This window comes from Amycolatopsis sp. (assembly GCF_025464955.1).
In the GTDB taxonomy this organism is placed as follows: Bacteria; Actinomycetota; Actinomycetes; order Mycobacteriales; family Pseudonocardiaceae; genus Amycolatopsis.
Genome location: NZ_JAODNM010000102.1, coordinates 1 through 8,857, shown reverse-complemented (window position 1 = coordinate 8,857; position 8,857 = coordinate 1). Strand labels below are relative to the sequence as shown.

Annotated in this window: 8 protein-coding genes; 2 read left to right on the top strand and 6 right to left on the bottom strand. The window is 67.6% G+C overall.

Annotation, left to right across the window (positions count from 1 at the left end; translation table 11 throughout):
- Positions 1 to 22: 22 nt before the first annotated feature.
- The 6 genes from JWQ81_RS24170 to JWQ81_RS24145 form a co-directional block, all read right to left on the bottom strand.
- Positions 23 to 1,354, bottom strand: coding sequence for a hypothetical protein (locus JWQ81_RS24170; protein ID WP_297544815.1), 1,332 nt, complete (start codon positions 1,352 to 1,354; stop codon positions 23 to 25).
- Positions 1,351 to 2,892 carry an NAD(P)/FAD-dependent oxidoreductase gene (locus JWQ81_RS24165; RefSeq protein ID WP_297544813.1) on the bottom strand — a complete coding sequence of 514 codons (1,542 nt, stop codon included), beginning with the start codon at positions 2,890 to 2,892 and terminating at the stop codon, positions 1,351 to 1,353. Before JWQ81_RS24165 ends, JWQ81_RS24170 begins: the two co-directional genes overlap by 4 nt.
- A gap of 225 nt (positions 2,893 to 3,117) precedes the next feature.
- Positions 3,118 to 3,654, bottom strand: coding sequence for a DoxX family membrane protein (locus JWQ81_RS24160; protein WP_297544811.1), 537 nt, complete (start codon positions 3,652 to 3,654; stop codon positions 3,118 to 3,120).
- A 442-nt stretch (positions 3,655 to 4,096) separates the two neighbouring features.
- Positions 4,097 to 5,125, bottom strand: coding sequence for a radical SAM protein (locus tag JWQ81_RS24155; protein WP_297544809.1), 1,029 nt, complete (start codon positions 5,123 to 5,125; stop codon positions 4,097 to 4,099).
- A complete protein-coding gene (locus JWQ81_RS24150; RefSeq protein WP_297544807.1) occupies positions 5,119 to 5,931 on the bottom strand; it encodes a PhnD/SsuA/transferrin family substrate-binding protein in 813 nt (270 codons plus the stop codon). Before JWQ81_RS24150 ends, JWQ81_RS24155 begins: the two co-directional genes overlap by 7 nt.
- 64 nt (positions 5,932 to 5,995) lie before the next feature.
- Positions 5,996 to 7,240, bottom strand: coding sequence for a hypothetical protein (locus JWQ81_RS24145; RefSeq protein WP_297544805.1), 1,245 nt, complete (start codon positions 7,238 to 7,240; stop codon positions 5,996 to 5,998).
- Between the two features lie 281 nt (positions 7,241 to 7,521).
- On the opposite strand from JWQ81_RS24145, the gene JWQ81_RS24140 reads away from it, so the two are divergent.
- Positions 7,522 to 8,664 (top strand): MFS transporter, encoded by a 1,143-nt coding sequence (locus JWQ81_RS24140; RefSeq protein WP_297544803.1) that lies wholly within the window; start codon positions 7,522 to 7,524, stop codon positions 8,662 to 8,664.
- A partial coding sequence (locus JWQ81_RS24135) for an MFS transporter (RefSeq protein ID WP_366942332.1) occupies positions 8,547 to 8,857 on the top strand: 311 nt, incomplete at its 3' end. The genes JWQ81_RS24140 and JWQ81_RS24135, both read left to right, overlap by 118 nt.

Genomic DNA, 8,857 nt, shown 5'->3' with positions numbered 1-8,857 from the left:
CCCCTGCTCCCTGTCGCTCGTGTCAGGCGAAAATCAACACCGGAACGGTCAGTGCCACGAATACGGTCAGCGCCCACAGCGCAGGCGCGGAGCCCAGCGTCTGGTCCCGTCGCGCTTCCACCCTGGCCGTCTCCGCCTCGCTGCGGGTCATCCACCACGGGTTGGTCCGGGCCTCCAGTCGAAAGTAGACCGCGCCCAGCGCGGCACCATAGGCCAGGTGCCCGACCAGAGACGGCAGCCCCGAGGCAAGCGCGCCGGCGTCCCACCGCACCGAGCTTCCGGTGAACAACGGCAGCAGGGTGAGATCGCCCAGGACCCACCAGAAGAACCCGTAACACAGGCCCCACCCGATCCCCGAAACGAAGTCGAAACTCTTCCGCCGGAACAACACCGCGTACGACACACCGATGAGCTGGGCGATGATCAGATGCACGATAAGCCCGACGACCGCGTTGGTCGAACCGACCATCCTCGCGACCGTCGGAAGCACTCCGACCGCGACCATCACAGCGGTGAAGAGCGTTCCCCCTACCAGTCCGGCCACTGCTCCGGACCGGATCGCCCGGAACGCGCGGGTACCCGGAGCTTCGACCGGGAACATCCGGACGTCGTCGACGAACAGTCCGCGGGACAGCGTGCCCAGCCACGTGTAGAGCACGGCGGTGAGGGCGCCCAGCAGCAGATAGCCGGGAAATTGGTCGACCGGAGGGTGTGCCCAGTCCAGCTCGCCGTGCAGCAATGGTTCGCCCGTCAGCCGGAAGAAGACCCACCACATGAACCCATAGCTGCTTCCTCGCACGAGCGCCGGGCCGCTGCTCTCCGGAGCGGGGAACACCAATGGATACAGGATCCCCGCCGCCGCACCGAGCAGAAAGCCGAGACCATGCAAGCTGAGCCCGCCTGCGAGCGCCCCGGCGACAAGACCTCGTGCGAGCATCGCAGGACGCGGCCACGATGATGGCCGCTCGCCGCGCAGGAGCAGGTAGGCCAGCGCAACCGTCATGCCGTAAGACAGATGGCCGATCAGGCTGGGCAGCAGAGCCTGCGCGGCGCTCAGGGTCCAGGTCACGGCCCCGCCCTGAAACAGCGGCAGCAACGTCAACGGCCCGAGGAACCACCAGAAAGCGCCGTAGAGCAACCCCCACGACACGATCTGCCGATGCCGGTCCGCGAGCACCCCGAATCCGGCTCCGATGACCACGGCGAACACCATGTGGACGAGGAACCCGACGACAGGGGAGCCGGTCCGAACGATGGAGGCGACCGTCGGCAGCATGCCGTAGAAGGCCATCGAGGCGCCGAAGACCAGTCCTCCCACAAACCCCGCGACGGCTCCGCGGATCGCCGGCTTCACCGATTGACCTCGTCGGTGCGGGTGACCACGATGTCTCGCGGGAACAGCAGGTCCAGCGTCCAGTCGAACAACACCCTCAGCCGTTTGTCCATCCCGGGCAGCTTCGCCAGATAGACGCCGCGCCACAACAACCAGGCGGCTAACCCGGAGAAACGGTAACCGCGCACGTCGGCCACCGCCGTGCGATGCCCGAGCGCGACGAGCAGACCGATCGTGCGGAAATGGAACGCCACCGGTTCACGTCCGCGCAACACCGCCGTGATGTTCTCCGCGACCACCTTCCCCTGCCGAAGCGCGTGCTGCGCGGTCGGTGGGTAGTGGCCGCCGTCCGGATCGGGCACCCTCGCACAGTCGCCGACAGCCCACACGTTGTCCAAACCGACCACCCGCAGCCGAGAATCCGTTTCCAGCGCCTTCGCGCCCACGAGCTCGCCGGGGCGGTTGCCCGCGGTCCAGACGAACGTGCTGGTCCACACCTGGTCGCCGTTGGTCAGGCGCACCCACTCGGGCGTTGCCTCCGCGACCCGGGCTCCCAAGCGGCACTCGATCCCCCTGGCCTGTAAGCGCTCCAGCGCGTACTCTGCCAGCTCCGCCGACATCTCCGGGAGGATCTGCTGTCCGGGATGGACGAGGACGAAGCTGGATTCGTCTGCCCCGATGCCCGGGAAGTAGTGCCGCACGCGGTGCACTAGATCGAACAACTCCGCGATCAGTTCGGTTCCCGCGAATCCCGCCCCGGCGACCACGAACGTCAGTATCTGTTTGCGCCGATCGGAACGGGGCTCGCCGTCGGCCCGTTCCAGCAGCGCGAGCACGTGGTTGCGCAGCCGGGTCGCGTCCGTGAGGGTCTTGAGCGTCCAGGCGTGTTCGGCCACTCCGGGCAGGTTGAATGAATGCGGCACCGATCCGACGGCCAGTACCAGATGGTCGTACGGAATCAGCTCGTCCCGTACCTGGACCGTGCCGGCCCCGGTGTCGAACTTCAGCACCCTGCCGTTGCGAAAACGGGTGTGCGAGAGGGCCGAGCGGACCGGCGCGCTGATGTGCGTCGCGGCAAGCGCCCCAGACGCCGCCTCCGCCAGCATCGGCGTGAACAGCAGGAAATTGGAGTCACTGATCAACGTCACGTCGATCGGCGCACCCCGCACCGCGAGCCGTTCCAGCCGCTGGGCCGCGCTCACGCCCCCGAATCCCCCTCCCACGATGACGATTCGTGTGGGTTCTGGTCTTTCCTGCAAGTGCCGAGCGACCGAGACGAAGCTCAACACCAGACCTGCCAGCCCGCCATGCAGCACGTCCGCGACCAGATACGGGTAAGCCTCCACGATGGCATCGACCGACCACGTGGGAAAGTGTCCGTGCGCCAAAGGTGTCACAGTGAGCGGGACCAGTAGCCAGCCCAGCACCCCGATGAGCAGGCCGCCAGACGCGGCCACGGCCGCATTCTTGCGATGGTGCCTGGTCACCGCGGCCACAGCCAACCCCGCCACCGCGCCATAAGGGCTGTACCAGCCGAGGAAAGTCTCTTGTACAGCCATCACAGGCACCGCGCAAAGCAATCCCACGAGCGCACCCGCGACCAGGTCACGCATGGACCAGCACTCTCTTTCCTGTCTCTGCCTGGAGAAATCCTGGCACGATCGGTGTGGCCCGTACCGGCGGAGCAGTCACTACCGCACGACGCGCCAAACGTCGACAATGTCCACATACGACTGTCTCGCCGCAGCTCGCCGAGCCCGCGCAGGAGGCGACGCGGGCAGATCTCAGAACGGCCAGTGGTGGCCGAAACGAGGAGCGAGGACTTTGTCGGCGCCGAACAAACGTCCGGTGGGGACGATCGCCAGCAGGAGGAGCGGGAGCAGGTCCTCCGCGGGGTACTCCCAGAGATACAGGCCTGTGTGCAGCAACATCAGCCAGATCGGCACGAGGAGCAGCAGACCACCCACCGCCGCGAGCCGGGAGGCGATGCCGAACAGTAGCCCGATTCCGACGGCGAGTTCCGCGATCGTGAGGAAGACGCCGAAGAAGCCCCAATTCGGCAGCACCACGTCACGGTAGAACGCACCGAGGGGCGTAAAATAGGTCTTCGACGACGCATCCGCCGCGATACCCCGGGCCACTGTCCTACTGACCAGGTTGAAGGAGATAAAACCCCAGTCGTAATTCGTCTTGTCGATGACCTTCGCCAGACCGTTGGTGAGCCAGACCAGGCCCGTGAAGATCCTTAGCACGGTGAAAGCGCCGGCCATTACGCGGTGCGTACCAGGCGCCTGCTCGGTGGTGCTGACCGTATCGGCCATCGTCTATCCAGCCTCTCCTTGTTGGTGGGCGAAGGCCGGCCCGTGGCCGACGATGCTTACCGTAGGTGGTCGAGAGGTTCGCCCGCACGCCCAAACAGGACTGGTTCCTCAGACCGTAATCATTGGCCGACCGACAGCTGCTCTGAGGCTGTCGGCGTTGCGACCGTGCCAGATCTTTCGAGTGTATTAAGTGCATCCGGACGGCGCAGTCCCCGGCATTCCGCGTCATAGTGGGGACGCCGGTCAGTTGCGTGGTGGAATGAACAACATTGCGCGAAATCGAACACTTCGAGAATCTCGATGAGCCGCAATGCAATCTTCATGACCTGGAACCCGACGCGTCTCCCGTGCGGCTGCTCGTGCATCCGGCGTACGACGGGCATTCGACCCGGCGCGGAACTGGTCGTGGCGAGCCCGCGTGACACCGCCACGACCAGTCCCTTCATGCGCAGGGGAAGTGCGCCGCCGCCGTGTCCGCTTGGGCGCGGATCTCCACGAAGCGGTCGCGGACCAGGGTGATCGCCTGGTGCAGCGGGAAGATCTCCGGCGTCACCAGGAAATCCGGGTCCGTCGCGCCGACCGGGTGCCAGTAGATTCCCGAAGCCGTCACCGTCACTTCCGGGATCACCGACGCGACGGACAGCTCGACCCCCTCCTCCGCGAAACCCCGGTGGGCCAACGTGCGCACGATCTGGTCGGAGCGCGGGATCCCCAAACCGTCCAGGAAACGGCGCAGGGTGCGGGCCTCTTCCAACCGCTCGGACGGGATGGTGGCCGCGACGCGGACCCGGAACCCCTCCTCCTTCGCGAGCCGAATGCCGGCGACGGCGCGGTCCCAAGACCTGTGGCCGCGGTGGCTGTCGTGCAGCTCCGCGGTCGCCGAGTCGAGGCTGATCTGCAACGTCAACCTCGCGCGGTCCATCGTGCGCAGGCGGTCCAGCCGGACGCCCCGGAACAGCATCCCGTTGGTGAGCAGCAGGGTGGGCAGCTGCTGGGTGCAGGCGTTGGCCAGCTCGGCGATGTCGTTGAGCAGGAACGGTTCGCCGCCAGTGAGGATGAGCTGCTCCACCCCTGCCGCGGCCGCCTCCCGAGCCACCTGGGCGACCCGCTCGGTGCCCAGCGCCGCGCGCGGAGTCTGCGGCGACGATCGCACACAGCAGTAGTCGCAGGCCAGGTTACAGTCGAAATTGGTGTACAGCCACACCCGCGTCCCAGGTCGCTGTTCACCGGGGATGTCGGCAAACGGGTCGGCCACCGGGCCCCGTCGGACACGGATCCGGTTCGGTGAGAGCTCCAATACCACGTGCCCTGCAGCACCACACCACGCCCGCAGGACCGGAAGCTGGGAGCCCCGGAGCCCGCCGGGCGGCGGGGACACGGTGACCACCGCACCCCGCGCCGCCTCGCCGAGCCGCTGGTGCAGCTCGATCACCAGCCGCGGATCCAGCTTCGGCGACGACGGGTTCACCACGTCGGCGGGATGTTCTGCAGCCGGATGGCCTCGAACAGCGAGTCGTAGCCCGCCAGCTTCGGCAGCACCCACCTGCGCAGGCCCTCCATCTCCAAGATGGGCCGATGCTCCGGGTTGTCCCAATCCATCGCCAGCAGCCGCTGCACCCACGGCTCGGCGCGCTCCTCGCTCAGAGCGGACAACGCGGTGAAGTTGCAGTGCGAGTACTCCGGCGAAGTCCAGTACAGGTCGAATGAATCGGCCAGTGCGCCCTCGCGGTTCATCGCCGCCCACGTGTTGGAGCCGAGTGCGGCGACGTCGGCCTGGTCGTCGAGCACCGCACGCAGAGCGTCGTACTCGCTGCGGCCGGTGTCGCCGTGCTTGCCGACGTCGGAATTGATCCGCATCAGGTCCACATCGGACTCGGCGAGCCCGGCCTGCTGCAGGTAGTGCAGCGGCAGGATGGCAGCCTGCGCCGAGTCCCGCGAGCCGAGTGCGATCCGGCGCCCGCGCAGCTTCTCCAGCTCGCCGGAGCCGCCACCCTTGCGCACCACGAAGTGGGTGCGGAATGCGGCATCGGTGTCGCGCATCGCGAGTGCCCGGCACTCGCCGACGGTCTGGGCGGTCGTGCGGGCCCAGGCCAGGTTGGTGTTCCAGGCGATGTCGACGTGCCCAGCGAGCAGGCTCTCGACCTGGCGGCCGTAGTTGGAGTACAGCACGAAGTCCATTTCGGACTCGGTACCGGCGAAATAGTCGCGAATGCCTTCCCAGATCTCCACGACGTTGGCCGTATACGCGACGGCCCCGATCATGAGCGGCTTGCCCACGGTGTCTCCTTTTCCTGACGGACGCGCGGCTCGGCTCACGACCGCGCCACGCGCGGGAACTGGGTCAGCTGGCGGCCAGACCGACCGGGAACGGCAGAATGCCGCGCTCGCGGTCGACCAGCTTCAGCGAGGCGTCCGTGCCGATCTCGTAGGCGCTGACGGTGCCGAGCTGGTTGAGCGCGTAGAGGTACTTGCTGCCCTTGCTCAGTGCGAGGTCGAACCCGCCAAGGAGGCCAGGCACGTCACTGCTGAAGGCGGCGGCCGGGTTGATCACCGTCACCGTGCCGTCCGGGTTGATCCGCTTGCTCTGGATCGCACTGTCCACGGTGGACTGGGTGAAGGCGTACTTGCCGTCCTCGGTGGCGACCACCCAGCAGGTGTCCCAGCCCTCATCCGGCTGCGCGCGGGTGAGCACCTTCAGGTCGCGGTCGCCGGCCAGGTCGTAGGTCGACATGGTGCCCTGGTGCGGCTCCTCGTAATGCCCCTCGGTCACCAGCAAGTGGTTGGCCCGGTCGAAGGTGAAGCCGAACGGCTCCGCGCCCGGGGAGGGCAGCCGTCGCGGCGCCGAGGCGACGCCGTCCTGGCCAACGTCGTACACGTCGACGGCGGAGTTGGCGTTGAGCCCAATGAACGACCGCTCGGTCACCACGAGGGATCTTCCGGTGTTGTCGAACCCGACCGCGGCTGCGTTGCCGAGCAGGCCACCGGCGACGGGCTCCTGCGCGCCCGGCACCGGGGTCAGCTTGCCCGCGTCGTCCACCCGGAAACCCTTGATGGTGGCGGTGATCTGGTTGAGCACGTACACCAGGTTCCCGTGCACGGTGACGCTGATCGGACTGAAACCACCGGTCAATGCGCGGTCGGTGAGCACCAGGCGGTCCCGTTCGACCCGGAAGACCGAAAGGTCGCCGCTGCCCGCGTTGGTGACGAACAGCAGCGGCGTGCCATCCGGTGTCTGGGCCAGCACCACCGAGTTCGCGCCCTGGAGGAGCCCACCCGGGCCGTTCCCGACGCCGATCGGCAGCAGCGGAGCGCCTTTGCCGTCTGTCGAACCGGTCTTGCCCGTGCCGCCGGTGGCGAAGCGCCCGGCCTCAAGGAGGCTGCCGTCGTCCTGGCGGTAGTAGGCGACGACCTGGTTGCTGAGCAGTCCGTTGGTCTGGGTGAAGACCGCTGCGTGCGTCAGGTCGTGCCCGCCGGCCTGCGCCTGGGCGGTCGACACGCCGGTGAGCGTCAGGAGCAGCGATACGCCGGCCACCGCGCCGCGGCGCGTCGCCTTACGAGCCCACGAGGGCAGAGTGCGTTTCGACATACTGGGCCTTCGTCCGTTCGTTGCGGAAGGTAGTTGATCTCGACGGGACAACCGTGCCACGACCGGCCACTACAGAGAACGCACGCGGCGGGTCCGTAAGTAACCGGTAACGTTCTCCCACTGACGAATGCCAGCACGGACACGAACATCTTTGTTCCGTAAGGGTTTTCCGCCACCGCGCGCGCCTATCGTTGGTCGCGATCACGTCGCCGTACCCGCATGACGGTCCTCTTCGGACGATCGCGCTCGCATGCGGCGGCTCCCAGAGGAGGAGACACCCCGTGGCGGAACGCCTCGACGCCGCTTCGTGGCGGCCCATTCACACCCGCATCGCCTGCGCCCTCGGCCTCGGCTGGATGCTCGACGCCTTCGAGGTCCAGATCATCGGCTCGGTGATCCCCGGCATCCAGAAGGAGTTCAGCCTCGGCGCCGGGCAGGCGGTGGTCATCAACGTGGTCTGGTACGTCGGCATCGCGTTCGGCGCGCTCGCCTTCGGCTACCTCGCCGACCGGATCGGGCGCCGGCGCCTGTTCGTTGCCACGCTCATCCTCTACTCGCTGGCCGCACTCGCCTCGTCCGCGGCACCGAACTACGGGCTCTTCCTGCTGTTCCGCCTGCTCACCGGGCTCGGCGTCGGCGGCGAGTACTCAGCAGTCACCTCGGCCATCTCCGAGTTCATGCCCGCCCGCAACCGGGGCAGGAGCAACGGCCTGGTGATGACGTTCTGGGCGGTCGGAGGCATCCTCGCCAGCGTCGTCTCGATCGTGGTCATCACCGCGCTCGGCCTGGGCTGGCGCTACACCCTGCTGTTCGGTGTGGTCAGCGCTGCCTACGGGGTGCTCGCGCGGCGCATCGTGCCAGAGTCGCCCCGTTGGCTGGCCTCACGCGGACGACTCGACGAGGCCGACCAGGTGGTCACGGAGATCACCGGCGTCGCCAGCAAAACCGGCTATTACCTCGCCTTCGCCCCTGCGGAACGCGGCAAGGTGCGGGAACTGTGGTCCGCGCACCGGCCGCGGCTCTTCCTGGGCATGGCGCTGGACTTCTCCGAAGCCGCCGGGTACTACGGCCTGTTCACCGCCATGAGCATCGTCGTGTTCTCGTCCGCGACCGGCGTCGTGGCGGTCAGCGACGCGGCCCTGCCGGTCTACTTCCTCATCGCTAACGTCGGCGCGCTGCTCGGCGGGGTGCTTGTGTCGTTCGTGCTGGACCGGATCGGTCGCCGCCCCACGGTCACCTTCTCCTACGTCGCTGCTGCGGCGAGCATGCTCGTGGTCGCGGGTGCTGCGGCCACCGGAGCCGCCCCGTGGTCTTGGCGGCATTCACGGTGGCTGCGTTCTTCTCGACTTGCGCGTGGGTCGCTGCCTATCCGACGTTCTCCGAGCTGTTCCCAACCCACCTGCGGGCCACCGGGATCGGTGTGAGCATCGGCGTCGGCCGGATCGGGGCCGTGATCGGGCAGGTCCTGCTCGGCGCGGCCGCCGGGGTGTTCAGCGTCGTCTGGGTCTTTGTGCTGCTCGCCGTATTCTGGCTGATCGGCGCGATCGCCGGCACCGTGTGGTGGCGGCACGGGGTCGAGGCGAAAGGCCGCAACCTGGAGGAGCTGGCGCAGGCGAT